This window comes from Pseudomonas sp. HR1 (assembly GCF_030175875.1).
In the GTDB taxonomy this organism is placed as follows: Bacteria; Pseudomonadota; Gammaproteobacteria; order Pseudomonadales; family Pseudomonadaceae; genus Chryseomonas; species Chryseomonas oryzihabitans.
In genome coordinates this window covers 441925-468858 of sequence record NZ_JASNRF010000003.1, presented here as the reverse complement: position 1 = coordinate 468858, position 26934 = coordinate 441925, and the positions used below count along the sequence as shown (strand labels likewise).

General features: G+C 66.8%; 25 protein-coding genes and 1 pseudogene. 13 read left to right on the top strand and 13 right to left on the bottom strand.

Annotated elements, in window-relative coordinates; all coding sequences use genetic code 11:
- The first annotated feature begins 11 nt into the window (after positions 1–11).
- Entirely contained in the window at positions 12–338 is a 327-nt protein-coding gene (locus tag QKY98_RS13560; RefSeq protein ID WP_027602636.1) for a hypothetical protein, read from the top strand.
- Positions 245–865, top strand: coding sequence for a GNAT family N-acetyltransferase (locus tag QKY98_RS13555; protein ID WP_327170493.1), 621 nt, complete (start codon positions 245–247; stop codon positions 863–865). Before QKY98_RS13560 ends, QKY98_RS13555 begins: the two co-directional genes overlap by 94 nt.
- A 220-nt stretch (positions 866–1085) precedes the next feature.
- Here the strand turns inward: QKY98_RS13555 and gntR are convergent, their stop codons facing one another.
- Complete coding sequence (gntR, locus tag QKY98_RS13550) at positions 1086–2102, bottom strand: HTH-type transcriptional regulator GntR (RefSeq protein WP_027602634.1); 1017 nt, start codon at positions 2100–2102, stop codon at positions 1086–1088.
- A 186-nt stretch (positions 2103–2288) separates the two neighbouring features.
- Here gntR and QKY98_RS13545 point away from each other — a divergent pair, with 186 nt between their 5' ends.
- Together QKY98_RS13545 and QKY98_RS13540 are read left to right on the top strand one after the other, a co-directional pair.
- Entirely contained in the window at positions 2289–2822 is a 534-nt protein-coding gene (locus QKY98_RS13545; protein WP_169854092.1) for a gluconokinase, read from the top strand.
- Between the two features lie 61 nt (positions 2823–2883).
- Positions 2884–4236, top strand: a complete 1353-nt coding sequence (locus QKY98_RS13540) for a GntP family permease (RefSeq protein WP_007159329.1) — start codon at positions 2884–2886, stop codon at positions 4234–4236.
- 4 nt (positions 4237–4240) lie between these two features.
- On the opposite strand, the gene QKY98_RS13535 is transcribed toward QKY98_RS13540, so the two are convergent.
- From QKY98_RS13535 to QKY98_RS13520, 4 genes are all read right to left on the bottom strand, one after another.
- On the bottom strand, positions 4241–5794 hold the full coding sequence (locus QKY98_RS13535) for an alkaline phosphatase D family protein (protein WP_284671058.1): 1554 nt from the start codon (positions 5792–5794) through the stop codon (positions 4241–4243).
- Positions 5795–5856: 62 nt separating this feature from the next.
- Positions 5857–6159, bottom strand: coding sequence for a putative quinol monooxygenase (locus QKY98_RS13530; RefSeq protein ID WP_027602631.1), 303 nt, complete (start codon positions 6157–6159; stop codon positions 5857–5859).
- 88 nt (positions 6160–6247) lie between these two features.
- A complete protein-coding gene (locus tag QKY98_RS13525) occupies positions 6248–6652 on the bottom strand; it encodes an RcnB family protein (RefSeq protein WP_027597011.1) in 405 nt (134 codons plus the stop codon).
- An 85-nt stretch (positions 6653–6737) separates the two neighbouring features.
- Positions 6738–6989, bottom strand: a complete 252-nt coding sequence (locus tag QKY98_RS13520; protein WP_027597012.1) for a hypothetical protein — start codon at positions 6987–6989, stop codon at positions 6738–6740.
- A 172-nt stretch (positions 6990–7161) separates the two neighbouring features.
- Here QKY98_RS13520 and QKY98_RS13515 point away from each other — a divergent pair, with 172 nt between their 5' ends.
- The 3 genes from QKY98_RS13515 (at position 7162) to trmA (ending at position 11125) form a co-directional block, all read left to right on the top strand.
- Complete coding sequence (locus QKY98_RS13515) at positions 7162–8553, top strand: MFS transporter (RefSeq protein ID WP_284671057.1); 1392 nt, start codon at positions 7162–7164, stop codon at positions 8551–8553.
- 124 nt (positions 8554–8677) lie between these two features.
- Positions 8678–9973: an NCS2 family permease gene (locus QKY98_RS13510; RefSeq protein WP_027602630.1), complete on the top strand. Its 1296-nt coding sequence runs from the start codon at positions 8678–8680 to the stop codon at positions 9971–9973.
- Positions 9974–10036: 63 nt separating this feature from the next.
- On the top strand, positions 10037–11125 hold the full coding sequence (trmA, locus tag QKY98_RS13505; protein WP_284671056.1) for a tRNA (uridine(54)-C5)-methyltransferase TrmA: 1089 nt from the start codon (positions 10037–10039) through the stop codon (positions 11123–11125).
- Positions 11126–11631: 506 nt separating this feature from the next.
- Here the strand turns inward: trmA and QKY98_RS13500 are convergent.
- A complete protein-coding gene (locus tag QKY98_RS13500; RefSeq protein ID WP_284671055.1) occupies positions 11632–12552 on the bottom strand; it encodes a Gfo/Idh/MocA family protein in 921 nt (306 codons plus the stop codon).
- A 50-nt stretch (positions 12553–12602) separates the two neighbouring features.
- Positions 12603–13487, bottom strand: a complete 885-nt coding sequence (gene ptrR, locus QKY98_RS13495; protein ID WP_027602627.1) for a putrescine utilization regulator PtrR — start codon at positions 13485–13487, stop codon at positions 12603–12605.
- A 109-nt stretch (positions 13488–13596) separates the two neighbouring features.
- Here ptrR and QKY98_RS13490 point away from each other — a divergent pair, with 109 nt between their 5' ends.
- The 4 genes and pseudogenes from QKY98_RS13490 to QKY98_RS24005 all read left to right on the top strand — a co-directional run bounded on the left by QKY98_RS13490 (position 13597) and on the right by QKY98_RS24005 (position 18996).
- Complete coding sequence (locus QKY98_RS13490; protein WP_027602626.1) at positions 13597–14742, top strand: YbfB/YjiJ family MFS transporter; 1146 nt, start codon at positions 13597–13599, stop codon at positions 14740–14742.
- Positions 14743–14894: 152 nt separating this feature from the next.
- Positions 14895–16541 carry an acetolactate synthase large subunit gene (locus QKY98_RS13485; protein WP_027597019.1) on the top strand — a complete coding sequence of 549 codons (1647 nt, stop codon included), beginning with the start codon at positions 14895–14897 and terminating at the stop codon, positions 16539–16541.
- 349 nt (positions 16542–16890) lie between these two features.
- Positions 16891–18090: pseudogene (locus tag QKY98_RS24010) on the top strand (methyl-accepting chemotaxis protein); the annotation flags it as partial.
- A 33-nt stretch (positions 18091–18123) separates the two neighbouring features.
- Entirely contained in the window at positions 18124–18996 is an 873-nt protein-coding gene (locus tag QKY98_RS24005; protein ID WP_420893620.1) for a methyl-accepting chemotaxis protein, read from the top strand.
- Positions 18997–19381: 385 nt separating this feature from the next.
- On the opposite strand, the gene QKY98_RS13475 is transcribed toward QKY98_RS24005, so the two are convergent.
- Entirely contained in the window at positions 19382–20251 is an 870-nt protein-coding gene (locus QKY98_RS13475; RefSeq protein WP_284671054.1) for a LysR substrate-binding domain-containing protein, read from the bottom strand.
- A 134-nt stretch (positions 20252–20385) separates the two neighbouring features.
- On the opposite strand from QKY98_RS13475, the gene QKY98_RS13470 reads away from it, so the two are divergent.
- Positions 20386–21027 (top strand): DUF998 domain-containing protein, encoded by a 642-nt coding sequence (locus tag QKY98_RS13470; RefSeq protein ID WP_074584483.1) that lies wholly within the window; start codon positions 20386–20388, stop codon positions 21025–21027.
- 34 nt (positions 21028–21061) lie between these two features.
- Here QKY98_RS13470 and QKY98_RS13465 read toward each other — a convergent pair whose 3' ends face one another.
- Positions 21062–21322, bottom strand: a complete 261-nt coding sequence (locus QKY98_RS13465) for a DUF2798 domain-containing protein (protein WP_077171901.1) — start codon at positions 21320–21322, stop codon at positions 21062–21064.
- 117 nt (positions 21323–21439) lie between these two features.
- Here QKY98_RS13465 and QKY98_RS13460 point away from each other — a divergent pair, with 117 nt between their 5' ends.
- The gene (locus QKY98_RS13460; RefSeq protein ID WP_284671053.1) at positions 21440–22372 is read left to right on the top strand and encodes a LysR family transcriptional regulator; all 933 of its coding nucleotides are present in this window, start codon (positions 21440–21442) and stop codon (positions 22370–22372) included.
- A gap of 26 nt (positions 22373–22398) precedes the next feature.
- Here the strand turns inward: QKY98_RS13460 and QKY98_RS13455 are convergent, their stop codons facing one another.
- The 4 genes from QKY98_RS13455 to aspT all read right to left on the bottom strand — a co-directional run bounded on the left by QKY98_RS13455 (position 22399) and on the right by aspT (position 26920).
- On the bottom strand, positions 22399–23100 hold the full coding sequence (locus QKY98_RS13455; RefSeq protein ID WP_284671052.1) for an ATP-dependent Clp protease proteolytic subunit: 702 nt from the start codon (positions 23098–23100) through the stop codon (positions 22399–22401).
- A 96-nt stretch (positions 23101–23196) separates the two neighbouring features.
- A complete protein-coding gene (locus tag QKY98_RS13450) occupies positions 23197–23553 on the bottom strand; it encodes a YajD family HNH nuclease (RefSeq protein ID WP_007159345.1) in 357 nt (118 codons plus the stop codon).
- 78 nt (positions 23554–23631) lie between these two features.
- Positions 23632–25251 (bottom strand): bifunctional aspartate transaminase/aspartate 4-decarboxylase, encoded by a 1620-nt coding sequence (locus QKY98_RS13445; RefSeq protein WP_284671051.1) that lies wholly within the window; start codon positions 25249–25251, stop codon positions 23632–23634.
- Positions 25252–25267: 16 nt separating this feature from the next.
- Entirely contained in the window at positions 25268–26920 is a 1653-nt protein-coding gene (gene aspT / locus QKY98_RS13440; RefSeq protein WP_284671186.1) for an aspartate-alanine antiporter, read from the bottom strand.
- Positions 26921–26934 lie beyond the last annotated feature (14 nt).

Genomic DNA, 26934 nt, shown 5'->3' with positions numbered 1-26934 from the left:
GGGCCCTTGCCATGCGCTATCCCACCACCCCGGACGGACGCTACTTCGTGGTCAGGGGCCGACTCTGGCGCTGCACCGACCCCAGTCTGCCCGCCGACCGCCGCGACCTGCTGACCCATGAACTGATGGATGCCCGCCGTCAGGTGGGCGTGGCCAAGCGTCAGGGTGACGAAGCCGCCCTGCGCAGCGCACGCGCCGCGGTGGACGCCGCCAAGCACGCCCTGGGCGAGCGCGGACCGGTCTGGTGGACCGATGGCGCGCCCGACTACAACCGGCGGATGGCCAGGAACACCCCCTATGCCGACTGGTACCAGCAGCTGGATGCCAAGGCTTCCTGACCCGCGCAGCGCGGCGTAAGGTGAACGGCCGACTCCTCTTGCGAGCACCGCTCTTGCGTATCCGTCCCGCCTTCGTCACCGATCTCGCCGCCGTCTGCCGGCTGGCCGAGCAACTCGCCGAGCAGCATCACCGGCAGGCCCCGGCGACCTTCGCCGAGCCCTCCGGCGGCTGGCGCGACCAGGACTACTGGGCCGCCCAGCTGGAGCCGGAAGACGGGGTGCTGTTCGTCGCCGAGGCCGGTGACGAAATGGTCGGCTTCGTTACCGCGCGCCTGTCCGACACCCGCTCGATTTCCTTTCTGCAGCCGCTGATCCTCTGCCGGATCGGCACCCTGGTGGTGTCGGCCTGCCACCGACGGCTGGGCGTGGGTGCCCGGCTGCTGGACGCAGTGGAAGCCTGGGCGCGGGACAACGACGTCGACGAATTGCGCCTGGAGGTCATGGAATTCAACGAGGACGCCCAGGCCTTCTATGCCCGCCAGGATTTCCGGGGGCAGTCGCGGATATTGGCCAAGGCGTTGCGGTAAGACCTGCTGCACCGCGATCGCGGTTATGACGGTCCGCGGAGCTGATGGATGCCAGAAGATGGATTATTCGTTGTCGGAGCAAAACCATATCGCGGCCATGGGCCGCTCCTACAGAAGCGTCAAGCCCGGTAGGAGCGGCCCATGGCCGCGATAAGCAAAGTCATACAGTTCTGGCTGCATCGACGGACCGCCGTGGTCACGATCGACCCAAGCCAAAGCCCTACACACTCTCCCGACTCACCAACTCGAATCCCAGGTCTACGCAGGTCGGTTGGCGGCGGCCGTCGAGCAGCCCCAGCAGGAGGGTCGCGGCCTGGCGCCCTACCGCGGCGCGGGGGGTCTGGATGGAGGTCAGCCGGGGGACCGTGTGCGCCGAGCCGGGCAGGTCGTTGAAGCCCAGCACCGAGATCCGTTCGGGGATGGCGATGCCCAGCCGCTGCGCCTCGAACAGCGCGCCCTGGGCCAGGTCGTCGTTGCAGAAGAACAGGCCGTCGACATCCGGGCGGCGGGCCAGCAGTTCGCGAAACTGTCGGGCGCCCAGGCCCACGGACGACGGCTGCGGATCCAGTACATCCAGACTCGGGTCATAGCAGCCCGCCTCGCGCAGCACCTCGCGAAAGCCCTCCCCTCGGGCCAGTGCCCGCGGGTCGAGCTGGGCGGCCACATAGCCCAGGCGCTTGCGTCCGGCCGCCAGCAGATGCCGCGCCGCGGCGGCTCCGGCGGCGCGCTGGGAAAAGCCGACGCTGGGCACCGCCCCCGCCGGGTCCAGCTCCATCATGTGCACCCGCGGCACCCCGCTGGCCGCCAGCAGCTGGCGCGCGGCGTCGGTGCGGTCGAAGCCGGTCAGCAGCAGTCCCCGGGGCTGATAGGCCAGGTAGTTGCGGATCAGCTTTTCCTCTTCCTCGGGATCGTAGTGGTAGTTGCCGATCAGCACCTCCAGGCCACGGGGACGCAGGACCTCGTGGATGGCCTCGAGGGGCTCGATGAACAGGTGGTTGGACAGCGAGGGCACCAGCACCACCACCGAATGCCCCTGGGCCGAGGCCAGGGCACGAGCGGCCGGATTGGTGACATAGCCAAGGCGCGCGGCGGCCTCCTGCACGCGGGTGACCAGCTCCGGTGCCACGCTGGCGACACCGCGCAGGGCACGCGAGGCCGTGATGGGGGAAACACCGGCCTGCAGCGCCACCTCGGTGAGGGTGGGCCGACCGGAACTACGAGAACCCGTTCGATTCATTGTTATGGTTTCAGGCTTGTCAGAGACGGAGAACGCGCCTAAGGTAGCGCTGTCTCAGCAGACACTACAAGCCTGACGTGGCCTTCCGCACCGCGTCGGCATTCGGCCTAACAAGATCGACAAGAACTGGAAGCCGCTGCCTTTTCCGCTTTTCGGGGTAGCGCTGTCTCCAGACCGGAGGTGACGATGAACACTCCCATTCCCGCGCTGGTGGTCATGGGCGTCGCAGGCTGCGGCAAGAGCAGCGTCGGCGCGGCCATCGCCGAGCAGGACGGTGGCCGCCTGATCGAAGGCGACGCCTTCCACCCCGCCGCCAACATCGCCAAGATGAGCGCCGGCATCCCCCTCGACGACGGGGATCGCGCCGGCTGGCTGACCCGCCTCGGTGAAGAACTGGCCGCTGCCGTGGCCGCGGGCGAACGCCCGGTGCTCACCTGTTCCGCACTCAAGCGCCGCTATCGCGACCAGCTGCGCCAGGCCGTGCCCGGTCTCGGCTTCGTCTTTCTCGAACTGACCCGCGAGACCGCCGCCCAGCGCGTGGCCAATCGCCCGGGGCACTTCATGCCCGCCAGCCTGATCGACAGTCAGTTCGCCACCCTCGAAGCACCCCACGGTGAACCGGCTACGCTGGTAGTGGACGCACGCGACAGCCTGCCCGCCATCGGCACCCAGGTGTCGGCCTGGTGGAACACCTCGATTCGCCTGGCCCAGCCGGCCTGACGAGACAGCGCTACCCAATCCAACCACCCGCAACGCCCACAACAACAATAGGAGAGGCGCCATGTTCGGCATGGACCACAACAGCTTCCTTCTGCTCGACGCCGCGGTCACCATCGTCGGCCTGGTGCTCCTGATCACCAAGTTCAAGGTCCATCCCTTCATCGCCCTGACCATCGCCTCGGGCTTTCTCGGCCTGACCTCCGGCATGCCGGTGGAAAAGGTCATGAAATCCTTCCAGGACGGCTTCGGCGGCGTGCTCGGCTTCGTCGGCATCCTGCTGGGCCTCGGCACCATGCTCGGCAAGCTGATGGCCGATTCCGGCGGCGCCGACCAGATCGCCCAGACGCTGATCCGCGCCTTCGGCATCAAGCGCGTGCACTGGGCGATGATGTTCGCCGCCTTCCTGGTGGGCATCCCGCTGTTCTTCGAGATCGGCTTCGTGCTGCTGGCGCCCCTGGTGTTCATCGTCGCCCGCCGTACCGGCTTGTCGCTGGTCAAGCTGGGCATCCCGCTGCTGGCCGGCCTGTCCGCCGTGCACGGCCTGGTGCCGCCGCACCCGGGTCCGCTGCTGGCGGTCGGGGTGTTCGGTGCCGACATCGGCAAGACCATCTTCTACGGCCTGATCGTCGGCCTGCCCACCGCCATGATCGCCGGTCCCATCTTCGGCGCCTGGATCTCCAAGCGCATCCCCGGCTCGGCCAATCCCGAGCTGGTCGCCCAGATCGCCCAGGAAACCGACAACCGCAACCTGCCGGGCTTCGGCATCACCGTCTTCACCGTGCTGCTGCCGGTGATCCTGATGCTGCTCAAGGCCTTCGCCGATATCTTCTTTGCCGCCGACAACCATTTCCGCATCTGGATGGACTTCATCGGCCACCCCATCACCGCCCTGCTCGCCGCCCTGCTGCTGAGCTTCTACAGCTTCGGCACCGCCTGCGGCTTCTCCCGCGAGAAGATCGTCAAGCTGCTCGACCAGAGCCTGGCGCCGGTGGCGGCCATCGTGCTGATCGTTGGCGCTGGCGGTGGCTTCAAGCAGATGCTGGTGGCCAGCGGCGTGGGTGAGGTGATCGGCAACCTGGCGGTGCAGACGCAGATCTCGCCGATCCTGCTGACCTGGCTGGTGGCAGCGGTGATCCGCGTGGCTACCGGTTCCGCCACCGTGGCGACCATCACCGGCGCCGGCATCGTCGCCCCCGTGGTGGCGCTGATCCCCGGGGTGAACAAGGAGTTGCTGGTGCTGGCCGCCGGCGCCGGTTCGGTGATCCTCTCCCACGTCAACGACGCCGGCTTCTGGCTGGTGAAGCAGTACTTCAACATGACCGTGGCCGAGACCTTCAAGACCTGGTCGATGATGGAAACCATCCTCTCGGTGGTGGCCCTGGCCTTCATCATGCTGCTGTCGCTGTTCGTCTGATCCGCTAGACCGGGACGGCCCCTGGCCGTCCCGCCTCCACCACGAAGCTCGCCCGGGTGCCGCGCCTGGCATCCGGGCGCGTTCGGTCACTGATGGTGCGCAGATCCACCTGCAGCCGCTCCCGCGTCAGCTCCAGGGCCAGATAGCCACGCTCCCGGCTGTCGAAGAAACGCACCTGGGGATTCTCCGGCAACAGCGCCTGGAAGCGTCGGTAATCCGGTCCGTCCGAGGTGATGGAAGTGCCGACGAACTCGCTCGCCACCACCGGGCTCCGCTCGTCCTCCGGATCGCGGTGCAGATCCGTCACCCAGAAGGAATGGATGTCCCCGCCCAGGGTCACCGGATTGGCCAGGCGACTCGCGGCCATGGCCGCCAGCAGGCGCTCGCGGGTGGCCGGATAGCCGTCCCAGCCATCGGTCCAGCGCGCCGGATCGCCATCCGGCAGGCGCTGCCGCAGGGGTGCGAGCAGGAGATCCTGGGCAATGAGGTTCCACTGCGTACCGTTATGGCGAAAGCCGTCCAGCAGCCAATCCTCCTGCGCCCGCCCCAACATGCTGCGCGTGGTATCACGCAGGCCCGGGCAATCCGGCGCGACCAGATGGCCACCGCGGGTCCTGGTCGTCGCGCAGGCCGGTTCGCTGCGGTATTGCCGGCCATCGAGCAGGTGGATCTCCGCCAGGTCGCCAAAGCGCCACCGGTCATAGAGGCGCAGCGCGCTGCCCTGGGTGCGCCAGGCGCGCAGCGGGGCGTGTTCGCGAAAGGCCTGGTAGGCCGCCTGCCGTCGCGCGGCGAAGGCGGCCAGACTGACCCGGGGATCCGCCGACCAGGGACCGGAATAGTCGTTCTGCACCTCGTGGTCGTCCCAGGTCAGCAGGCTGGTGACATCGGCATGCAGGTACTGCAGATCGGGATCGGTGCGGTAAAGGGCATGGCGCCGCCGATAGCTGGCCAGGTCGCGGGCCTCCGGCAGGCCGTGGCGGCGGATCGCTGGCAGCAGCAGCGGCACATTGGACTCATAGATGTAGTCGCCGAGGAACAGCGCCAGGTCCGGCTGCTCGTCGGCCATGTGCCGATAGGCACTGAAGAAGCCCTTCTCATAGTGGGAGCAGGAGGCCGCCACCAGCTTGAGTCGCTGCGGCGCGCTGGCCGGCGGCGGCAGCGTGAGGGCGCGACCGATGCGACTCTGATGCCCCAGGGCGGTGAAGCGGTACCAATAGGGTCGCCCCGGCAGCAGACCTACCAGGGTGATGGACACGCTGAAGGCCGCCCGGGGCTGCGCCTGGACCGTACCGCTCTGCACCACCTGGCGCAGCCCCGGATCCAGGGCGACTTCCCACCGCACCTCGACCGGGGCATGCAGACCGCCCAGGCCATCCTCGGCCAGGGGATCCGGCGCCAGGCGGGTCCAGATGACGAAGCCATCGGCAGCGGGATCGCCACTGGCGACGCCCAGGGTGAAGGGATCCAGTTGCGGTTCACGCGCGCTGCACCCGGCGAACCAGGGCGCGCTCAGACCCAGACCGAGCAGACCTAGCGCTTGACGTCGAGAGGGGTTCATCCAAGCCTCCACGAAAAGAGGCCAGGGTGACTCAGGCAAATGACAGCGCTATGTCGCCCGACTCAGGCCAGCGGCAATTCTTCCAGGATCATCACCTGAGGCGCCTCGGTGAGCAGGCCATCGAGATCGCTCAGCAGCTGCTTGAAGTGCGCGGTCTCCTCGTGCTCGGCCAGGGCCTCGCGGCTGGCCCAGCGCTCGATGAAGACATAGCGACCCTCGTGGCTCGGATCACGGTGCGGAGTGTAGAAATGGCAGGCGGCCTCGGCGCGGGAAGGGGCGACGATGGCGCGTAGGGCGTTCTCGACGGCTGCGGCCTGGCCGGGCTTGGCCTGCAGGATGGCGACGACGCGAATTTCACTGGTCATGCAAAAAACTCCGAAAAGGGTGCCTCAGCATGCCGCCTGGACACCCCGAATACCACCGGGGTCGAGAATCGGCCCCGGCCATGGTGGATCACTGCTTGGCTTTGACGATCTTGTCGATCACCGCATTGCTGCGCTTGATCAGTACATAGTCGGAGCCGATCTTGACCCACTGGCTGTCTTCGCCCGGCTGCTCCAGGCCGTGCTTCTTGAAGTCCTTGATCACGTACTCGTCGCGGATGTACTTGCGCGGCGCCCGGCCACCCTCTTCGAGTTCAAAGGTAGGATGATCAGGGTCATGAGTGACGGCATCATCGCTCTGATTGGCATCCTTCTTGTTGACCTTGTTCTGGTACTGCGAGCTGGTGGGCTCCGAAGCCGCCTTGTCGGCAGCGGGCTTGACCGGGGTCATGGCCTCGGGCGCGGCCTGGGCCTGCAGGGCGCCGGTCAGGACGACGGTACCCAGGGCCAGAGAGAGCAGCGATTGCTTGATCATGGGGGTGTTTCTCCTCTGCATTCGAGGTTTTGACCCCGGGGTCAGCGGAAAAGCTCCACGAATACCTACGGCTACGCCTTTGGCCTTACTGGCATTCGTCCCGGTCTGCCTTTACCAGGGTCAGCACCGGGGGCAACTGGCGTGAGCGCTGGGTGGAAAAGGCGTCCAGCGAGCAACTCAGACGATAGGACTGCTGGCTGAGGAGTGAGGCCTCCTGACGCAGGGTCAGGAAGTTGAGGAAATAGCGCTGATGCTGGCGCTTGGCCTGGCTACCCCGTTCGAGCAGCCGCCGGGCTTCCGCCATGGCCATGATGTGGCTATCGATCACGTCCTTCATGCAACGGCTTCCTCATGGCGATGACGATTAGCGAACCTGTCTCCTCTGGACTTTAGCAGCCTGTTCGAGAGACGGTGGCAAATCCTTTGAGTTTTTATCGGCAAGCCAGGGCTGGCGCGCCTTGCAGCACCTCAGGCAGAGTAGCCCACCCCTTGGCCTGAGGCGCTGACCCATGGAACGCTGGAAGATTCTCGCCGGCCTGGTGAGCTTTACCTTTTTCATGGAAAACCTCGACGCCACCGTGATCGCCACGGCCCTGCCGCAGATGGCGGCGTCTTTCGGCCGTGATCCGGTGGACCTCAACCTGGGCATCAGCTCCTATCTGCTGGCCATTGCCGTAGGCATCCCGGTCAGCGGCTGGATCGCCGAGCGCTTCGGTCCACGACCGGTCTTTACCCTGGCTATTGGCGTCTTCACCCTGGCCTCGCTGCTGTGTGGGATGGCCCTCTCCCTCGAGCAATTCATCGCCGCGCGCATCCTCCAGGGGCTCGGCGGCGCGCTGATGGTTCCGGTCGGGCGGCTGGTGGTGCTGCAGGTCACCGAAAAGCACGAACTGGTGCGCGCCATCGCCCTCATCACCTGGCCGGGCCTGGTGGCCCCCGTGCTGGGCCCGCCCCTGGGCGGCCTGATCACCACCTATGCCGACTGGCGCTGGATCTTCTATCTCAATCTGCCGCTGGGATCGATCGCCCTGCTGCTGGCCTGGCGTCTGGTGCCCGCCGACCTGCCGACCCAGCGCCATCCGCTGGACTGGCGCGGCTTCCTGCTGCTGGGCGGGGCCTGCGTCGCCTTCATGTGGGGCGTCGAACGGCTCGGCCAGAACCACGGCAGCCTGGGCAGCAACCTGGCCTGGATGGGGATAGGGCTGATCCTCGGCACCAAGGCGGTGCGTCACATGACGAAGATCGAACGTCCGCTGATCGATTTTGGCACACTGCGGATTCCCACCTACCGCGCCGCCATCCTCGGTGGCGGCCTGTTCCGCGTCACCATCGCGACCGCGCCCTTTCTGCTCCCCCTGATGTTCCAGCTGGCCTTTGGCCTGGACGCCTTCCAGGCCGGCCTGCTGCTCCTGGCGCTGTTTGCCGGCAACCTGGCGGCCAAGCCCTTCACCACCGCCGCCATGCGCCGCTTCGGCCTGCGCGCCATCCTGACCATGAACGGCGTGCTCAGCGCGCTCAGCCTGCTGGCATGTGGTCTGCTCACCCCGGACTGGCCGCTGCCGCTGATCGTGCTGCTGCTGTTCGCCAGCGGCGTGTCCCGCTCGCTGCAATTCACCGCCAGCAATGCCCTGGCCTTCGCCGACATCCCGAAACCCCAGCTGAGCCATGCGTCCACCCTGTTCAGCACCAATTTTCAGCTGGCCATGGGCTTGGGCGTGGCCATCGCCGCCCTGCTGCTGCGCGCCTCGATGGAGTGGCACGGCCACCTCGATCCGCAGTTGTCGGACTTCCGGCTAGCCTTTTGCATAGTGGCCGTGCTCGGCATCCTGAGCACCCTGGATGCCTTCCGCCTGGCCCGCAACGCAGGCGATTCGGTCAGCGGCCACACTGCGAAAAGCTGACCGACCGGACAGTGCTCGACCCGATGCCGATTTGGGGGTAAGTCTTAGTGCCTTACCCGTGTTAACCGACCTGTTATGATGCGCGCCGTTTTTTCCGATCAGACCGGCGCGCACGAGGCATCCCATGCTGGAAAGACTCTTCCAACTCAAGGCCCACAACACCTCTGTCCGCACCGAACTGCTGGCTGGGGTGACCACCTTCCTGGCCATGGCCTACATCCTGTTCGTCAACCCGAGCATCCTCGGCGCGACCGGCATGGACAAGGGCGCGATCTTCGTCGCCACCTGCCTGGCCGCCGCCATCGGCTCGGCGCTCATGGGACTCATCGCCAACTACCCCATCGCCCTCGCCCCCGGCATGGGCCTCAACGCCTTCTTCACCTACACCGTGGTCCTGCACCTGGGCCATACCTGGCAGGTGGCCCTGGGCGCGGTGTTCCTCTCGGCGCTGATGTTCTTCCTGCTGTCGATCTTTCGCATCCGCGAATGGATCATCAACAGCATCCCGCTCCCGCTGCGCTCGGGTATCGCCGCCGGCATCGGCCTGTTCCTGGCGCTGATCGCCCTGCAGACCGCCGGCATCGTGGTGGGTAATCCGGCGACCCTGGTGGGCCTGGGCGACCTGTCCAAACCCGGTCCGCTGCTGGCCATCCTCGGCTTCTTCCTGATCGTCGTGCTCGAGGCGCGCAAGGTCACCGGCGCGGTGCTGATCGGCATCCTGGTGGTCACCGTGATCGCCATCGCCCTGGGCGTCAGCGCCTTCGGCGGCCTGGTCTCCATGCCGCCGTCGCTGGCACCGACCTTCCTGCAGCTGGACATCCGGGGGGCCCTGGACGTCGGCCTGATCAGCGTCATCTTCGCCTTCCTGTTCGTCGACCTGTTCGACAACTCCGGCACCCTGATCGGCGTGGCCAAGCGCGCCGGCCTGATGGGCAAGGACGGCCATCTGCCGAAGATGGGCCGCGCCCTGATCGCCGACAGCTCCGCCGCCATGTTCGGCTCGCTGCTGGGCACCTCCACCACCACCAGCTACATCGAATCGGCCGCGGGCGTTTCCGCCGGGGGTCGTACCGGCCTCACCGCCGTGGTGGTCGCGGTGCTGTTCCTGCTGGCGCTGTTCTTCGCTCCCCTGGCCGGTAGCGTGCCGGCCTTCGCCACCGCCCCGGCGCTGTTCTTCATCGCCGTGCTGATGACCTCGGGCCTGGCCGAGATCGAGTGGGACGACCTGACCACCGCCGCCCCGGTGCTGGTCACCGCCCTGGCCATGCCGCTGACCTATTCCATCGCCAACGGCATCGCCTTCGGCTTCATCACCTGGACGGTCATCAAGCTGCTGTCCGGCCGTACCCGCGAGCTGAATTCGGCGCTGATCGTGCTGTCGATCCTGTTCGTCATCAAGCTGGGCTGGTTCAACGCCTGACCCTTCACCCTCGGGGCCCTGGTCCCGAGGGTTTCCCCGCCTTATCGTCTCTCCGGATCTACCATGTCCCAGCCTTCCTTCGCCCCCGCCGACTACCAGACCCAACTCGATGCCAAGGCCGGTCGCCTGCGCGACCTGCTGGCGCCCTTCCAGGCGCCCGAGCCGGAGGTCTTCGCCTCGCCGCTGCAGCACTACCGGCTGCGCGCCGAATTCCGCCTGTGGCGGGAGAACGAAGAGCGCCACTACGCGATGTTCGCCCCGGGCGACAAGCACACGCCGATCCTCATCGAGGACTTCCCCATCGCCAGCCAGCGCATCAACGACCTGATGCCCCGGCTCAAGGCCGGCTGGCAGGCGGACGTGGCGCTGTCGTTCAAGCTGTTCCAGGTGGAATTCCTCACCACCCTGAGCGGCGATGCGCTGATCACCCTGGCCTACCACCGCCCGCTGGACGCCGCCTGGCAGGCCGCCGCCGAGCGCCTGACCGCCGACCTCGGTGTCAGTCTGATCGGTCGCTCCCGCGGTCAGCGCCTGGTGATCGGGCGTGACCATGTGCTCGAAGAATTGGAGGTGGCCGGGAAGACCTATAGCTATCTGCAACCCGAGGGCGGCTTCACCCAGCCCAATGGCACCGTCAACCAGAAGATGCTGACCTGGGCCCATACCGCCCTGGGCGAGCGCGAGGACGATCTGCTGGAGCTCTATTGCGGCAACGGCAACTTCACCCTGCCGCTGGCCAGCCGGGTCCGCAAGGTGCTGGCCACCGAGGTGAGCAAGACCTCGGTCAACGCCGCCCTGCACAACCTGGCCAGCAATGGCGTGGACAACGTCAGCCTGGTGCGGCTCTCCGCCGAGGAACTGACCCAGGCGCTCAACGAGGTCCGCCCCTTCCGGCGCCTGGCCGGCGTGGATCTCAAGAGCTACGACTTCGGCACCGTGTTCGTCGATCCGCCGCGCGCCGGCATGGATCCGGACACCTGCGAACTGACCCGCCGCTTCGAGCGCATCCTCTACATCTCCTGCAACCCGGAGACCCTGGCCGAGAACATCGCCCAGCTGCAGGACACCCACCGCATCACCCGCTGCGCCCTGTTCGACCAGTTCCCCTGGACGCACCACATGGAGAGTGGGGTGTTGCTGGAGCGGCGTTGAGCATCGAGCCAGCCCGCGTGGAAAAGGCTGCGCCGTTTTCCACCCTAGGCCGCAGCTGAGCGCCTTTCTCCCTTGGGAAGAGGGTTGGGGTGAGGGAAGCCAACAAGCCAAGCCACCCTTGTTGGGCTTCGCTGCGCTCAACCCAACCTACACGAGCCCGAGGTGGCGCCCCCTTGCCCTGCGGGAGAGGACTGGGGTGAGGGAAGCCACCGAGCCGTAGATTGGGTTGAGACAGCTCCATCATCGAAACCCAACAAGCCAAGCCACCCTTGTTGGGCTTCGCTGCGCTCAACCCAGCCTACAAGAGCCCGAGGTGGCGCCCCCTCTCCCTCCGGGAGACGGCTGGGGTGAGGGAAGCCGTACCGTAGGTGGGTTGAGACAGCTCCACCGTCGAAGCCCAACAAGCCAAGCCATCCCTGTTGGGCTTCGCTGCGCTCAACCCAACCTACACGAGCCCGAGGTGGCGCCCCCTCTCCCTCCGGGAGAGGGCTGGGGTGAGGGAGGCCCTACTCGTGAAACTCCGCCACCGTCTCGCGTCGGCCATAGAGGAAGGCATCGGCCACATGCCGTAGCGGCGCCACGTCCACGTCGGAGCGGTTCTGCGCCACCAGCTCGGCGAAGCGCGCATAGAGACCGGCGTATTCCCTGTCCGGGCCCTGGTGGCTCAGTTGGCCGTCCAGGTACAGCTCGCTGCCGCCCTTGCTCAGGGTCAGGCGACCCGCATCGGTGTCGACGTGGATGTCCCAGGTCTGGGGCCCGGTCTGCAGGAAGTCGAAGTCGGCGGCGATGGGCACCCCGGCGCTGTCGACGAAGGCCAGTTGCGCCGCCACCGGGGTCTGGCAGTTGCCGGGCACCTGCAGCGTCGCCTCCTTGAGAAAGAACGGCCGCGGCAGGATGGCGGTGACAATGGACAGGGCATTGATGCCCGGATCGAAGACGCCCATGCCGCCCGGTTCCCAGATCCAGGCCTGACCCGGATGCCAGACGCGCACGTCTTCCTTCCACTCGATCCGGACCGCCTGGATGCGCTTGCCTTCCAGCCACGCGCGCGCCGGCTGCACGCCCTGAGCATGGCGGGAATGCCAGGTGGCGAACAGCGAAAGACCGGCCGCCTCGGCCTGGCGCGCCAGGGCGTCCACCTCGCTCAGGGTCGCCCCCGGCGGTTTCTCCAGCATCACGTGCTTGCCCGCCGCCAGGGCCTCGCGGGCCTGTTCGTAGCGCACCGCCGCGGGCGCACAAAGCGACACGGCGTCGATCGCCGGACCGTCTTCGAGCAGGGCGCTCAGGCTGGGATAGTGGGCGACGCCGTCGAGCTGGGCATTGCGGCTGGCCACGGCGACCAGCTCGTAGTCGGGATTGGCGGCGAGCGCCGGCAGGTGCTGGTCACGGGCGATCTTGCCCAAACCGACGATGGCTATTCTTATCATGATCGTCCTCGGTAGACGGTAGGAAACCGCCGCCTAGGATCGGGTAATCATCACACCAAAGCAACAGCTTCGCGGTCGGTCTGCAGGCTCTCGCGCAACTCCAGCCAACTGCGCAGATTGGCCCCCTCGCGGCCCTTGCGCCACATCAGCCAGGTGGTGGCCCGGGCGAAGCGTGCCTGGATTTCGTGACGCTGCACCCGCTCGCGACCGGGCAGGCTGTCGAGCATGGATTCCGGCATCAGCGCCACTCCGCCGGTGATCACGCAGGCCAGCATGCTGTGGTAGGACTCGATCTCCATCACCGGTCCGCTGGGCACCCCGGCGGCGGCGTACCAGGTGTCCAGGTAGCGACGATAGGAGCAGCCGGCGCGAAAACCGAACACCGGGCGCCCCGCCACGTCGGCGGGCGAACGCACCGGACCGAGTTCCAGTCCGGTGATCAGCACCAGGCGCTCCTCGAACCAGGGCTGACCTTCCAGCGCCGCGTCGGGCGCCGGGCCGTCCACTAGGGCGGCGTCCAGGCGACCGGCCAGCAGGCCCTCGACCAGTTCGCCACTGGGGCCGCTGTGCACCTGCAGATTCACCTTGGGATAGCGCTGGTGATAGCGCGCCAGCAGCCCCGGCAGGTGGATGGCCGCGGTGCTGAACATGGAGCCCAGCACGAAGGTACCGGCCGGCTCGCCGCCCTGCACCGCGCTGCGCGCCTCGTCGGCCAGGGCGAACAGGCGATGGGCGTAGTCCAGCAGCCGGTGGCCGGCGGCGGTCAGGTGCAGCCGCTGGCGTTCGCGCAGGAACAGCTCCACCCCCAGTTTGTCTTCCAGCTGGCGCAGGCGCGTGGAGAGATTGGACGGCACCCGGTTGAGCCGCTCGGCGGCCTTCACCAGGGATCCCTCCTCGGCCACCGCCTGGAAGATGCGTAGCTCTGCGAATTCCAAGGATCACCACCTTTCTCTTTAGCTGAACATCTATTTCTTTATTATTCGTTTTTATTGATTAACTTCAAGGCCTAGGCTGTACCCATCCGCTCGCTACTGGAGTCTTGCGATGACCGCCACCACCCGCCTGCTGGCCTGCCTGCTCGCCCTGGCCACCGCCATGGGCATCGGCCGCTTCGCCCTCACCCCCGCCCTGCCGCACCTGATCGCCGAAGGCCAGATCGACCTCACCGGCGCCAGCCTGCTGGCCGCGGCCAACTACCTGGGCTATCTGCTGGGCGCCCTGGATGCGCTCTTCGCCCGCCGGACCCATGCGCGGCTGGTCGGCGGCCTCTGGCTCTGCGCCGGCCTGACCCTGGCGTCGCTGCTGGCCGATGGCCTGGCCGCCCAGGCGCTGCTGCGCTTCGGCACCGGCCTGGCCAGCGCCTGGGTGCTGGTGATGGTGACCGGTCTCAGCCAGCCCCTGGCCGCCGAAGCCGGCCGGCCGCGCCTGGGCGCCCTGGTCTTTACCGGTCCCGGGGTGGGCATCCTCATCAGCGGGTTGATGGCCCTCGTCAGCAATCGCCTGGGCGGTGGCTCCAATCAGCTGTGGCTGAGCTACGGCCTGCTCGCCAGCGTGGCGACCCTGGCGCTGCTGCCCCTGCTGCCACGGCGCGGTCCGGCCACCCTGCTACCCACCGCCGCAGCGCCGGCCAAGCGTTCCCCGGCCTTCAACCGCCTGATCCTGGCCTATGGCCTGGTGGGCGTCGGCTACATCCTGCCGGCGACCTTTCTTTCGCAGATGGCCGCCAGCCGCTTCCACGGCCAGTGGCAGGCCGACCTCTTCTGGCCCGGCTACGGCCTGGCCGCGGCCCTGGGCGTGGTGCTGGTCAGCCTGAGACGCCCGGGCACCGACACCCGGCGCTGGCTGATCGCAACCCTTTGGCTACAGGCCGCGGGCGTACTGCTCTGCCTCCTGCCGGGCAGCCTGGCGCTGTTTCTCGGCGTGCTGCTCTGCGGCGGTCCCTTCCTCGCCTGCATGCAGCTGGTGATGCAATACGGCCGCGAGCTGGCACCGGCCACGCCGCAACGCAACGCCGGGGTGCTCACCGCCAGCTTCGCCAGCGGCCAGTTGCTCGGTCCGCTGCTCGGCGCGGCCAGCAGCCATTTCGCCGGCGACCTGCAACCGGCCCTGGTGATCGCCGCGCTGGGCCTGCTGTTCGCCGGTCTGCAACTGCGCCGCGCCCGGGCGTCGCTACAGCGCTGCATCGCCTGAATCGTTTCCGCTGCGGCCATTCGTCACAGAAGTAAAACTGGGTGGTTCCTTGTTTTGAAATGTTTCGCCGTTCCTGAGTACAGTGATCGCCGCGCCTCATAGAGGAGGCGCCTCAGGCGCTCGCCATCCACCCTACAAGGAATACAACACTCATGATGAAGGCCTCCGATCTGGTCGTTCGCTGCTTGGAGAACGAGGGTGTGGAATACATCTTCGGCATTCCCGGCGAAGAGAACCTGGACCTGCTGGAATCCCTGCGTCGCTCTTCGCAGATCAAGCTGATCCTGACTCGCCACGAGCAGTCCGCCGGCTTCATGGCCGCCACCTACGGCCGCTTCACCGGCAAGACCGGTGTCTGCCTTTCCACCCTCGGTCCAGGTGCCACCAACCTGGTCACCGCCGGCGCCTACGCCTACCTGGGCGGCATGCCGATGCTGATGCTGACCGGCCAGAAGCCGATCAAGAAATCCAAGCAGGGGCGTTTCCAGATTCTCGACGTGTGCCGCATGATGGCGCCGCTCACCAAGTACACCCACCAGTTCGCCTCCGCCGACAACATCCCGTCGCGCATCCGCGAGGCCTTCCGCCTCGCCGAGGAAGAAAAGCCCGGCTCCGTGCACCTGGAACTGCCGGAAGACATCGCTGACGAGCACACCGAGAGCCTGCCGGTCCCGCCGAGCCTGAGCCGTCGTCCAGTCGCCGAAGCCAAGGCCATCGCCGCCGCCGTCTCCAAGCTGGAAAACGCCCGCAGCCCGGTGCTGGTGCTGGGCGCCGGCACCAACCGCAAGATGACCGCGCGCGTCCTGCGCCAGCTGATCGAGAAGACCGGCATCCCCTTCGTCACCACCCAGCTCGGCAAGGGCGTGGTCGACGAGCGCCATCCGCGCTTCCTGGGCAACGCTGCCCTCTCCGCCGGTGACTTCGTGCACCGTGCGCTGGAGTCCGCCGACCTCATCGTCAACATCGGCCACGATGTGATCGAGAAGCCGCCGTTCTTCATGACCCGCGGCGGTACCGAGGTCATCCACATCAACTTCCGCTCCGCCGAAGTCGATCCGGTGTACTTCCCCCAGGTCGAGGTGGTCGGCGACATCGCCAACGCCATCTGGGAGATCAAGGAGCGCATCGAGGTCCAGCCCACCTGGGACTTCGACCGCCTCCTGACCATCCGCGAAGCCAACGAGGCCCATGTCGCCGAAGGCGCCACCGACGACCGCTTCCCGGTCTATCCGCAGCGCCTGGTGGCCGATCTGCGCCACGTGCTGCCGTCCGACGGCATCGTCGCCCTGGACAACGGCATCTACAAGATCTGGTTCGCCCGCAACTACAAGGCCTACATGCCCAACACGGTGCTGCTGGACAACGCCCTGGCCACCATGGGCGCCGGTCTGCCGTCGGCCATGGCCGCGCGCCTGGTACACCCCAACACCCCCATCGTGGCGGTGTGCGGTGACGGCGGCTTCATGATGAACAGCCAGGAGCTGGAAACCGCGGTGCGTCTGAAGATGAACCTGGTGGTCATCATCCTGCGCGACGACGGCTACGGCATGATCCGCTGGAAGCAGGCGCAGATGGGCTTCGAGGACTTCGGCCTGGACTACGGCAACCCGGACTTCGTCCGCTACGCCGAAAGCTACGGCGCCCACGGCCATCGCGTGGAAAGCGCGGCGGCCTTCGCGCCACTGGTGCAGCACTGCCTGGACACCCCCGGCGTCCACGTCATCGACTGCCCGGTGGACTACTCCGAGAACGACCGCATCCTGCACCAGGACATCAAGGAGCGCAGCGCGGCGGTCTAATCGCTTAGCCCCGGCGATCCCTACGACGCCCCGGCCTCCAGGTCGGGGCGTTTTTCATGGCGCCCGAAGCAGCCAGTTAGTCCTCTCCGCCATCCAAGCTGGCGCCATATCGTCAAACTAATAGGCAGAAAAAGCCTGAAAAAACAAACAGATACGATGTGGGACCACACAAGACCCTGCCGGCTATCCGGGTAATCACACAGCCTATCGTCCGGACTCGAATATCGCGGCGATTCGCGTTCTATTAAGCAACCCTTAAGCACCGCGGTGGATGAGTTCTCGCCGTCCTTGAGCCGTCCTGACGAGCGCCCTGCCCTCGCCGAGGTCACGGATCGGGACCCGACGGCAGATGGCTCGGTACCCGCAAAGAGTCCTTGGGGTCAATCCGTGGTTACCCGCACAAGCTGCCAAGCGCCCCCTTCGCGCCGCCGGCTTCTGCCGGCCGGCTGACGAATCGACAGAGGCTGCCGTAACCGCGAAGCACGAGGCGCGAGGTCCCCGGACCCGCACCTTCCAACGCTCCGCTATCCAGGTAGTCCACATGCAGCAAGTTGGCTGGAATCCACTAAGCAATATAAGCGTCAGGGCCAAGCTGGGCCTTGGCTTCGCCCTGCTCATCGGCATGATCCTGCTGGTGGCCTACACCGGCTGGTCGGCCACCGATACCCTGCGCGATCGCAGCGAGCGCATGAACGATATCGCCGGCTACAGCACCCTGGCCCGCGACATGCGCATCGAGCGACTGGTGTATTTCACCAAGGCCGATGACGCCCAGGCGGCCAAGTGGCTCGCCGCCCTGGACAAGACAGAAGGCCAGTTGCAGGCCATCGTCCCGCACTTCAACTCCCCGGCGAACAAGGCCCTGCTCGACGAGGCCGGGGCCGCGCTCAAACGCTATCGCGACTTCTACAACCAGACGATCACCGCCACCCGCGAGCGGGAATCCATCCGCAAGATCGCCAGCAATGCGGCAGAGGCGGCCAATGCCCAGCTGCTGGCACTGGCCGAAGAGGCGAATGGCGAGACCGGCCGCCAGGCCGATCGCCAGCAGCTGGCGGCGCTGTTCATCGGTGTACAGCGGATGAGGGTCGATTTCCGCGGCTACGCCAGCTTACCCGGGAAGGACACTGAGCAGACGGCACGCACCTCCGTCAATGCCACCCTCACCCAGGCCAAGGCGCTCGGCACCACGGCGTTGCCGACCGAGACCGTGCAAAAGCTGGTCGGTGAAATCACCGCCTACGGGCAGCGTCTCGACCAGCTGGTGGCCGCGCAGGCGCAGGTGGATCAGGCGCAGGGCGGTATCACCACCACCATCACCACCCTGCTCGGCATCGCCGACAAGCTCACCGCCATCCAGCAGGAATTCCGCGCGGCCGACGTGGCCGGTGCCCGTCAGCTGCTGTTGATCTGGCTGGCCGTCGCCATCGCCCTGGGCCTGACCTGTGCCTGGCTGATCACCCGCTCTATCGTCAAGCCCTTGCAGGACACCGTGACCCTGGCCAAGCAGGTTGCCAACGGTGACTTCACCCATCAGCAGCAGGTCACGCGCAAGGATGAATTGGGCGCCCTGCAGACCAGCATGCAAGGCATGACCGGCAACCTGCGGCGCCTGATCGGCGAGGTGCGCGACGGGGTGGTTCAGGTGGCCAGTGCCGCCGAGCAGCTGTCGGCGGTCACCGAGCAGACCAGTGCTGGCGTGCAATCGCAAAAGGTCGAGACCGACCAGATCGCCACCGCCATGCAGGAAATGACCGCCACCACCCACGAGGTGGCGCGCAACGCCGGGAATGCCGCCAAGTCCGCACTGGAAGCGAGTCGGCAGGCCCAGCAAGGGGAGCAGTCGGTGAGCAAGGCGGTCGACCAGATCGAGGTGCTGGCCCGGGAAATGGAATCGACCAAGGCCGCCATGGCCACCCTGCGCGGCCATGCCGATAGCATCGGCGGCGTGCTCGACGTGATCAAGGCCGTCTCCGAGCAGACCAATCTGCTGGCGCTCAATGCCGCCATCGAAGCCGCTCGGGCCGGCGAGGCGGGCCGCGGCTTCGCCGTGGTCGCCGACGAGGTCCGCGGCCTGGCCCAGCGCACCCGCTCCTCGACGGACGAGATCGCCCAGCTCATCACCGGCCTGCACCAGAGCACCGACCGCATGGCGACGGTGCTCGACCACAACGTGCAGCTGACCGACAGCAGCGTCGGCCTGTCGCGCGAGGCGGGCGAGATGCTCAAGCGCATCACCCAGTCGGTCAAGGACATCGAATCGATGAACGAACAGATCGCCTGCGCCGCCGAGCAGCAGAGTTCGGCCGGCGAGGAGATCAGCCGCAATGTCACCAACGTCCGCGACATCTCCGACCAGACCGCGGCCGCCAGCGAGGAGACGGCTTCCTCGAGCATGGAGCTGGCCCGCATCGGCGTGCGCCTGCAGGAGATGACGGCGCGCTTCAAGGTGTAGGTCTGGCGCCGGGAGCTTCCCTCACCCCGACCCTCTCCCCCAGGGAGAGGGGGCGCACCCGGTGTGGCCCGCGCAGGGTGGAAAACGGCGCAGCCTTTTCCACGCGGAAGAGCCCGCTGCAATAGCGACTTCGCTGTAAACCAACCTGCAGATCCCTCACCTCGACCCTCTCCCCCAGGGAGAGGGGGCACACCCGGTGCGTCCCGCGCAGGGTGGAAAACGGCGCAGCCTCTTCCACGCGGAAGAGCCCGCTGCGATAGCGGCTTCGCTGCAAACCAGCCTGCAGATCCCTTACCGCGCCCCCAGGGAGAGGGAGCGCACCCGCTATGCCCCAGCGCAGGGTGGAAAACGGCGCAGCCTTATCCACCCTCGGGTAGCAATTCCCCTACTCCAGGCTGGCCTCTTCCAGCAACCACCGCTCGAAAAGCGCCAGCGTCGGATTGACGGCCTCCGCGGGACGGGTCACCAGCACATAGCGCTCGCGCAGTTCGGGCATGACCGGCCAGGGCGCCTGGAGGCGGCCGGTGGCCAGGTCTTCCTTGATGTAGCGCTGGGGCACCAGAGCCATGCCGAAACCGGCCTTGGCGGCCTCGATCAGCAGCGAATAGCGATCATAGGTAGGGCCGGTCGCCTGGGCACCTAAGGGCAGTCCGGTGAGCGCGGCATAACGACGCCAGCTGTGCGGACTCTCCCGCTTGTGCAACAACGGCAGACTGGCCGGCGGATGATCGGCCAGCCGCGGATGACAGACCGCGACCAGTTGCGCCTCGAACAGCCGTTGCACCCTCAGGCTCTGCCAGGCCGGATGCTCGTAGTTGATCGCGGCATGCAGGCCGCTGCCCTCCAGGGCGAAGGGCTGCGTCCGCTCGCGCAGGTTGACCTGGATCTCCGGATGGCGCTCGTGGAAACGCGCCAGGAGGGGGATCAGCCAGCGACCGGCCAGGGTCGGGATGACGCCGATCTCCAGCGTCGTGGCGCCGCGGGCCTGGGCGATCAGCTGCTGGGTATGGCGCTCGATGTCGGCGAGTGCCGTGCGTATATGGGCGGCATAGCCGGCACCGGCGGCGGAGAGCTCGACGCGATTGCCGATCCGATTGAACAGCCGGACACCCACCGCAGCCTCCAGCTTGGCGATCTGCCGGCTGATGGCGCCCTCACTCAGCGCCAGCTCCTGCGCGGCCTTGGCGAAGCTGAGATGGCGGGCAGCCGCTTCCAGGGCCACCAGCGCCGTGGTGCTGGGCAGGCGTCTAGTCATCGGCGGTCATCCTTGGCGGCGGGGCGGCACAGGATGACGCCTGGGCAAGCTGCCTTGCAAAAAAATCCGTAACGCTCGCCGGCCAGCGCCTCCTAGCATGAGCGGACCTGAAGACCAAGGAAGCGCGAGCCATGATGACGAGGACGTCCACCTTGAACAGGGTCGACCGGGTTCTGCTGGGCTTGGGTCTGGTGATTCCTGTCTGGTTGACGATCGGTGTAGGACTGACCGCCCTGGCCTATCCCGGCTATAGCCATGTTGACCACGCCCTGAGTCGGTTGGGCGCCATCGATGCGCCTACCCAGGGCTTTTCCGCCTGGATCAATAACCTGCCGCTCGGCGTGCTCTTCGTGCTGGTGGCCCTGGGCCTGGCCCGGCGCTTTCGCGGTTCGCGCCTGGCCCGCCTGAGTGCGGCCCTGATCCTGCTGCATGGCCTGGCGAGCTTCGCCACCGGCGTCTTTCCCTGCGATCAGGGCTGCGCCCCGGTGCAGCCCTCGCGCTCGCAAACGCTGCACAACCTGGCAGGCCTGGTGATGTTCCTGTCGCTGACCCTGGCCAGTGCACTCTGGGGCTGGCTTGGCAGGCGCCTGCTGGCCTCGCCGGGCTTTGCCTGCTTCTCGATCCTCTGCACCGCGCTAGCGCTGGTCACCGCGGCCCTGATGGCGGGAGCGGTCACCGACGGCCAGGGCTTCGGCCTCTACCAGCGCCTCAACTACGCCACGGGCGTCTGCTGGCTCGCGGTCCTGGCCTGGCTGGCCCGGCACGAACGCGGGTAACCGGCGGCCAGCGGCAAGCGCCATTCCGGACGCCTCAGGCCTGTACGGTCAGGGCGACCAGCCGCGCCACCAGCGGTCTGACCAGCAGCACGCAGACGAACGCCGCAGGCATCGCCACCTGGTAGGCGTTCATCACATTCCTGAAGTAATGGGCATCGAACCCGAACTCGGCCAGGGTGATCACCAGGCACATCAGCAAGGCCATGATGGTCGACATATAGAGGGCGAACACATAGGGCGTCACGCCCTTGGGCAGGCGTCGTCTGGCGGAAAGCGCTGGAGTCTGGGAATTCATCGGCTAGTCTCTGGTGGATGGGCGAGGCCAAGCTAACAAGCAGCGGAACCGGCCGGTAGCCGCCTCGTCGTTGGTTCACCTTCAACAGAAATCAACGAATACAGCGACGGGGATCTCGTGGACATCCTGGGTTTGATCAGTACCTACATCAAGGTCGTGGAAGCCGGCAGCATCGCCGGGGCTGCCCGTGGCCTGGGCCTGAGTGCGGCCGCGGTGAGTCAGAGCCTGGCCCGACTGGAGGCGCATCTGGGTGTGCGCCTGCTGTCGCGGACCACGCGCCGCCTGGCCATGACGGAAAGCGGGGCCCGCTATTTCGACCAGGTCCGACATATCCCGCAGGAGGTCGAGAGTGCCGCCCAGTCGGCGACCCTGGCCAGCGAACCCCAGGGAGCGCTGCGAGTGGCGACCACCGCCGCCTTCGGCCGGCATCTGCTGGCGCCGCTGCTGCCGGCGTTCAAGCGCCGCTATCCGGGCATCGACATCGAACTGATCGGCTCCGACCGGCGCCTGGATCATCGCCTGGAACAGATAGACGTCAGCCTGAGGATCAAGGCGCAGCTCAGCGACAGCCTGGTCGCCCGACGCATCGCGTCCCGGGCCTTTCTGTTCTGCGCGGCGCCCGCCTATCTAGCACACGCGGGCACACCGCGAACTCCGGAAGACCTGCAGCAGCACGCCTGCCTGCTGTTTCGCTATCCCACCGACGGGCGCTATCTGCCCTGGCGATTCGAACGCGAAGGCCAGGTCTTCGAGGCAGCCACGCGTCCCGGTTTCGTCTGCGACGACATCGACATCCTGGCGCAGATCGCGGTGAACGGCGGCGGCATCGCGCGCCTGGCGGACTTCGTCGCCCTGCCGCTGATCGAGCGCGGGCAGCTGGTACCGCTGTTCGGCGCGGCTAGCCAGGGCGCCACGTCGGCCCAGTCGGAAGCCATGGATATCTATGCCTGCGTCGCCGAACGTTCGGCGCTGACCGGCAAGGTGCGCGCCTTCATCGACTTTCTCGAAGAGGCGTTGCAGACCCGCGACGGGACGGTGCCCGCTCACTGAACAGGCCTGCGTCGGCAGCGCTGCGGTCAGTGCCCCCCGCCGTCGGTGATGAAGTAGGTAGCCCGGTCCAGGCCGCGTGGCAACTGCTCAGGGGTTCGGTTGATCAGGCCGATGTCCTTGGCGGCATCGTAGCCCAGGCGCCGTCTGTTGCTCTCGGAGGACAGCAGGGTGGTGAGCTCCTCCGGCGCCAGCTTGAGGCAGCCCTTGTAGATCTCACTGAACTTGAGGTTCGCCCGTTCCGCATCCTCGAAGGCCTGCCTGGCCTGGTCGGGCTTCATGTAGCCGTTGACGGCGATGGACGTCGCGGCCGGATGCAGGAGAAAGGTGGACAACGGCGCGGCATAGCGATCCTCGGTCGCGCAGTAGATCAGCGTGGCGGAAGAGTCCGTCGCGGCGGCATTGATGGTGTTTAGATGCAGCGGATAGTGACGGATGAATTCGTAGGCCACATAGCCCGCCTCCAGGTCGCCACCATGGCTGTTGAGATAGAGATTGACGTTCTTGACGGCGGGGTATTTGAAAGCGATGTCGCTGAGGGCGGCCAGCAGGGAGCTGACCGCTCGATCGCTGATGCCGCTGTTGAAGTACACCGAGGCGGTGTCGGCAGTGGCCGCTCCGCCCTCCCCGCGGATGACGGTCATGTCGGCCACAGCCTCCGTCACCCAGCTCGCGGCCAGCAGCGCCAGGACGACCCTGGACAGCCGTGGCGCACGCGTCGAACGTCCCATCCCTGCTCGCTCCCTTCTCGGCATCAGGCCTGAAAAGGTAGATAGCGCGGCTTAAGGTCGGCTTAACCCGCCAGGGCGAATCGGCGTTCGGTGCCCTCAGTCCTTTTTCAGCAGCCCGGCCAGTCCGGCGAAGGGATTGTGGGTGGCCTGGGCCACCTTGGGCGAGCTCAGGGAGCTGTCGCTGAAATACTGCTGATCGGTGTAGCGGCTGTGCTCGTTGTCGTGGCAGTACAGGCACAGCAATTCCCAGTTGGAGCCATCCTGGGGATTGTTGTCGTGGTTGTGGTCACGGTGGTGCACGGTCAGCTCGCTCAGGCGCTTGCCGGAGAATTCGCGGGCACAGCGACCGCAGACGTGGGGATACATCTTCAGCGCCTTGTCGCGGTAGCCGCGTTCGCGCTCGCGCTGGGTCTCGGCGAGGATTCGATCCAGCTTCGAGGTATCGGTGGCCATGCTGCGTCCTGAGGGGTCGTGTCGGGAGGCTCAGTATAGCCCGCGCCTGGCCCCGCGGGTGATCAGGCACGAGTCCACTCAGGGCTTCTTCTGGGCGCCCCCCTCCTCCCCCTCGAATTCGGCGAAATACTGCTCCGCCATGGCCCGCAACGAGCGGCCGATGTTGGCGTACTCGTATTCGTTGAGGTTGGCGAGGGACACCCGGGCAGCCGGTTGCTGGGTGCCGAAGCCCTTGCCGGACAGGAGCACGATGCCGGTCTCCCTGGCGATGCGGAACAGCAGGTCGCCACTGCTGAATTTGGCTTTCACCCAGGTGGCGAAGGCGTCGCCATGGAGCTTGCGCGCCAGGTCTTCCAGATCCAGCAGGGTGTAATAGTCGACGGCGTTGGGATCGTTCTCCGGGGCGACACCCAGTTCGCGATAGAGGGCGGCTTCGCGGCGCCGCACCAGCTTTTTCAGCTCGGTCTTGTAGCCGTCGCTTTCGTCCATCAGGGCGAACAGCGCGAACAGCACCATCTGCACCTGCTGCGGCGTGGAGAGCCCGGCCGTGTGGTTGAGCGCCACGGTGCGGCTGTCGGCGACGAGCCGATCGAGGAATTTGAGGCCGCGCACGTCCGGCAGCAGGCTGCCGTAGCGGCGGTCCAGGGAGGCCTTGGTCGCCTCGGGCAGTTCGGCCAGGGCCTGGTCGAAGATGCTGTCCTTGTGCGCGCCTATCACCCCCAGGCGCCAGCCGGTGGCACCGAAGTACTTGGAGAAGGAATACACCAGCAGGGTGTTGCGCGGGCAGGTGGCGAACAGCGAACGGAAGTCGTCGGCGAAGGTGCCGTAGACATCGTCGGTGAGGATGAAGAGGTCCGGACGCGCCTCGGCGACGAGGCGGGCGACGGTGGCCAGGCTGCGGTCGTCCATCTTCACCGAGGCCGGATTGCTGGGGTTGATGCAGAAGAAGATCTTGATCGTCGGATCGCGCAGCTTGTCGAGCTCGCTGTCCGGATACTGCCAGTTCGCCTGGGGATCGGCGTGGATGTGCACCTGCTCCAGCCCGAATTCTTCCAGCTCCGGGATCTCGATGTAGGGGGTGAAGGCCGGCATGCCGATGGCCACCTTGTCGCCCCGCTTGACCAGGCCGTTCTGCTGCAGCGAATGGAAGATGTAGGTCATGGCGGCCGTGCCGCCCTCCACGGCGAAGAGGTCGACCGAGCCGGCGGGCATGTAGCCGCCGATCATCTCCTTGACGATGTAGTGGCTGACCACCTGCTCGGAGATCTTGAGCATGCGCGGCGGCACCGGATAGTTGGCGCCGAGGATGCCCTCCACCATCTCGTGGAGAAAGGCCGAGGCCGACAGGCCCAGCTGGTCGCGCACATAGCTCAGGCTCTTGGCCAGGAACAGCACGCCGGGCTGGTCGCGGTGTTCGGCGGTATAGCGCTCGAAGCGCGCCTCGATGCCATCGATCTGCGGCAGGCCGCCGACCCCGTGGGGCATGTAGGAATAGGACAGTTCCGCCTCGCTGGTGGCGAACAGGCCGAGGCGAAAGAAGGCCCGCCGCGGCAGGGTGGCCAGGAAGTTGGGATTGCCGCGACCGGCGTTGAGCATCAGGCGGTTCTCGCTGCCCGAGGCGAGCTTGATCAGTTCGTCCTTGAGTTCGAACGGACTCAGTTTGGCGTACTGGGCGTAATCGTCTTGAACTTCGCTCATGACTTGTTTCCTTCGATTAGGCGAAGGCCACGACCAGTGGCCCGAGCAGGGTGAGAAACACGTTGGCCAGGGCGTAGGTGACCGCGAAGGGCACCGTGGGGATCGAGTTGCCGGCCTTGTCCAGCACCTCGCCGAAGGCGGGGTTGGCGCTGCGCGCACCGGCGACGGCCCCGGCGAACAGCGCCAGGTTGCGGTAGCGCAGCACATAGCGACCGACCAGGATGGTGATGACGATGGGCACCACGCAGACCACCACCCCAATGAGGAAGATGGAGAGGCCCTGGGTGGCGATGGTCTCCACCGCCTGGCGCCCGGACTGTAGTCCCACCACCGCCACGAAGCCGGCCAGGCCAAGGTCGCGCAACAGGGTCGAGGCCGGCAACGGCAGGTTGCCGCGGGTCAGGTGGCGACTGCGATACCAGCCAAAGACCAGGCCGGCGATCAGCGCCCCGCCGCCGCTGCCCAGGGTCAGGGGGATGGCGCCCAGGCGGATCACGACCAGGCCGATGAGCAGCCCGACGGCCAGACCGAAGCCATGGAAGACGAAGTCGGTCTTGTCGCTGGGGACGATGATGGAGCCGACCTGCTGGGCGACTCTCTGGATGTCGTCTGGGGTGCCATAGAGGGTGACCAGGTCGCCTGCCTCGATGACGGTATCGGGCTCCAGCGCCAGGGGCCGCCCGGCGCGTTTCACGCCAACCACGTAGACGCCGTGGCGCAGGGCCTGGCTGGCGGCCTGGCGGATCTCGGCCACGCGGCGACCGACGAAGGTCGGGTTGTCGAGGCTGACGTCGCGCTGCACCACCACCACGTCCATGTCGGGCGAGGACTGCAACTCGGCGCCCAGGCGCCCGGCGATGGCCACCACCCCGGCGCGCCGCCCCACCACCAGTACCACGTCGCCGGCTTCCAGCACCGTCGTCGGGGTCACCCCGACCAGGGCGCCGCCGCGCTTGATGCGCTCGATGGTGAGGGCCGCCTGGGGATCGCCCTGGTCGCTGACCTCCAGTTGTGCCACGGTCTGGCCGGCTGCCTGGTCGATGCGATAGAGCCGTCCCACCAGCGGCGGGATGGCGGGCAATTCCCCTGGGCCATAGACCTTGGCCCCGGCCAGCAACTCGGCCTCGGCCTGGGTCGCATCGTCGCGGATGCTGCGCCGCATGAACCAGGGCAGCACATTGACGCAGAGGATGATGGCGCCAAAGGAGCCGAAGATGTAGGTCACCGCATAGCCCACGGCGACGTTGCCCTGCAGTGCCTGGATCTGCTCCAGCGGCAAGTCGAGCTTGGCGATGGCGGCGCTGGCGGTGCCGATGATGGCGGACTGGGTCATGGAGCCGGCGGCGATCCCCGCGGCGATGCCCTTGTCGAGGCCGAACAGCCGGGCGCAAGCGATGACGGTCAGCAGGCCGCTGAGCGCCATTACCGCGGCCAGGACGATCTCGCGCAACGATTGCCGACCCAGGGAGCGAAAGAACTGCGGTCCGCTCTCGAAGCCTACGGCGTAGATGAACAGCGCGAAGAGCACCGACTTGATGCCGTTGTCGATGCTGATGCCGATCTGGCTGATGACCACCGCCACCAGCAGCGAGCCGGCGACCCCACCCAGCTGGAACTTGCCGAACTGGATGCTGCCGAACCAGTAACCGATGGCCAGGGACAGGAACAGGGCCAGTTCCGGTG

What these genes read in the sequence shown, in the direction of transcription:
- QKY98_RS13560 (WP_027602636.1), top strand. Translation starts at nt 12, where the DNA reads ATGCGCTATCCCACCACCCCGGACGGACGCTACTTCGTGGTCAGGGGC.
- gntR (WP_027602634.1), bottom strand. Translation starts at nt 2,102, where the DNA reads ATGAATCGAACGGGTTCTCGTAGTTCCGGTCGGCCCACCCTCACCGAG.
- QKY98_RS13545 (WP_169854092.1), top strand. Translation starts at nt 2,289, where the DNA reads ATGAACACTCCCATTCCCGCGCTGGTGGTCATGGGCGTCGCAGGCTGC.
- QKY98_RS13540 (WP_007159329.1), top strand. Translation starts at nt 2,884, where the DNA reads ATGTTCGGCATGGACCACAACAGCTTCCTTCTGCTCGACGCCGCGGTC.
- QKY98_RS13535 (WP_284671058.1), bottom strand. Translation starts at nt 5,794, where the DNA reads ATGAACCCCTCTCGACGTCAAGCGCTAGGTCTGCTCGGTCTGGGTCTG.
- QKY98_RS13530 (WP_027602631.1), bottom strand. Translation starts at nt 6,159, where the DNA reads ATGACCAGTGAAATTCGCGTCGTCGCCATCCTGCAGGCCAAGCCCGGC.
- QKY98_RS13525 (WP_027597011.1), bottom strand. Translation starts at nt 6,652, where the DNA reads ATGATCAAGCAATCGCTGCTCTCTCTGGCCCTGGGTACCGTCGTCCTG.
- QKY98_RS13520 (WP_027597012.1), bottom strand. Translation starts at nt 6,989, where the DNA reads ATGAAGGACGTGATCGATAGCCACATCATGGCCATGGCGGAAGCCCGG.
- QKY98_RS13515 (WP_284671057.1), top strand. Translation starts at nt 7,162, where the DNA reads ATGGAACGCTGGAAGATTCTCGCCGGCCTGGTGAGCTTTACCTTTTTC.
- QKY98_RS13510 (WP_027602630.1), top strand. Translation starts at nt 8,678, where the DNA reads ATGCTGGAAAGACTCTTCCAACTCAAGGCCCACAACACCTCTGTCCGC.
- trmA (WP_284671056.1), top strand. Translation starts at nt 10,037, where the DNA reads ATGTCCCAGCCTTCCTTCGCCCCCGCCGACTACCAGACCCAACTCGAT.
- QKY98_RS13500 (WP_284671055.1), bottom strand. Translation starts at nt 12,552, where the DNA reads ATGATAAGAATAGCCATCGTCGGTTTGGGCAAGATCGCCCGTGACCAG.
- QKY98_RS13490 (WP_027602626.1), top strand. Translation starts at nt 13,597, where the DNA reads ATGACCGCCACCACCCGCCTGCTGGCCTGCCTGCTCGCCCTGGCCACC.
- QKY98_RS13485 (WP_027597019.1), top strand. Translation starts at nt 14,895, where the DNA reads ATGATGAAGGCCTCCGATCTGGTCGTTCGCTGCTTGGAGAACGAGGGT.
- QKY98_RS24005 (WP_420893620.1), top strand. Translation starts at nt 18,124, where the DNA reads ATGCAAGGCATGACCGGCAACCTGCGGCGCCTGATCGGCGAGGTGCGC.
- QKY98_RS13475 (WP_284671054.1), bottom strand. Translation starts at nt 20,251, where the DNA reads ATGACTAGACGCCTGCCCAGCACCACGGCGCTGGTGGCCCTGGAAGCG.
- QKY98_RS13470 (WP_074584483.1), top strand. Translation starts at nt 20,386, where the DNA reads ATGACGAGGACGTCCACCTTGAACAGGGTCGACCGGGTTCTGCTGGGC.
- QKY98_RS13465 (WP_077171901.1), bottom strand. Translation starts at nt 21,322, where the DNA reads ATGAATTCCCAGACTCCAGCGCTTTCCGCCAGACGACGCCTGCCCAAG.
- QKY98_RS13455 (WP_284671052.1), bottom strand. Translation starts at nt 23,100, where the DNA reads ATGGGACGTTCGACGCGTGCGCCACGGCTGTCCAGGGTCGTCCTGGCG.
- QKY98_RS13450 (WP_007159345.1), bottom strand. Translation starts at nt 23,553, where the DNA reads ATGGCCACCGATACCTCGAAGCTGGATCGAATCCTCGCCGAGACCCAG.
- QKY98_RS13445 (WP_284671051.1), bottom strand. Translation starts at nt 25,251, where the DNA reads ATGAGCGAAGTTCAAGACGATTACGCCCAGTACGCCAAACTGAGTCCG.